This is a genomic window from Streptomyces niphimycinicus (assembly GCF_018883605.1).
GTDB classification, from domain to species: Bacteria; Actinomycetota; Actinomycetes; order Streptomycetales; family Streptomycetaceae; genus Streptomyces; species Streptomyces niphimycinicus.
This window is the reverse complement of record NZ_JAHLEM010000952.1, coordinates 1-861: the sequence shown is the minus strand read 5'-3', so window position 1 is coordinate 861 and position 861 is coordinate 1. Positions and strand designations below refer to the sequence as shown.

Sequence of the window (861 nt, the reverse complement as noted above, 5' to 3'; positions counted from 1 at the left end):
TCCGCCAACGACACCATCACCGCCCACAACACCGGCTGCACCACATCCACCCGCCCCAACCCCGGACCCCCACCCCGCAACACCTCGACCAACGACCACTCCACAAACCCCGACAACGCCACCTCACACTCCGCCAACCGACCCGCGAACACCGGCGACGAATCCAACAACTCCACCGCCATCCCCACCCACTGCGACCCCTGCCCCGGAAACACGAACACCGGACGGGCGTCGGCCGCCGCGACTCCGTCGCCGCGCACCACGTGCGGGGACTCGCCGCCCGACGCCAGCGCGCCCAGTGCGTCGATCAGCTCGTCCCGGTCGCCGCCCAGGACCAGCGCACGGTGGTCGAACCGGCCACGGGTGGTGGCGAGCGAGTGGCCGATGTCGGCCGGGGACAGGCCGGGGCGCGCGGTCACATGGGTCAGCAGCCGCTCGGCCTGCGCCCGCAGGCCCGCCGCGCTCTTGGCCGACAGCACCCAGGGCACCACTCCCCCGCCCACGGGGGCGTTCCCCTCGGCCGAGGTGTCGGAGGGCTCCGCGGCCTCCTCCTTGGGAGCCTCCTCGATGATGGTGTGCACATTGGTGCCACTGGCCCCGAAGGCCGAGATACCGGCCCGGCGGGGCTCCTCGCCGCGCGGCCACTCCCTGGCCTCGGTCAGCAGCTCCATCGCCCCCGCCGGCCAGTCGATCCGCGAGGAGCGCTCCTCGGCGTGGAGCGTCTTGGGCAGCAGGCCGTGGCGCATGGCCTGCACCATCTTGATGACCCCGCCGACGCCCCCGGCGGCCTGCGGATGGCCGATGTTGGACTTCAGCGAACCGATGAGTACGGGGCGGTCCGCCGCGCGGTCCTTCCCGTAC

1 protein-coding gene is annotated in these 861 nt (G+C 72.9%); it reads right to left on the bottom strand.

Annotated elements, in window-relative coordinates; translation table 11 throughout:
- Positions 1–861, bottom strand: an 861-nt coding sequence (locus tag KN815_RS46030) for an acyltransferase domain-containing protein (protein WP_216347741.1), incomplete at both ends; no start/stop codon positions are given.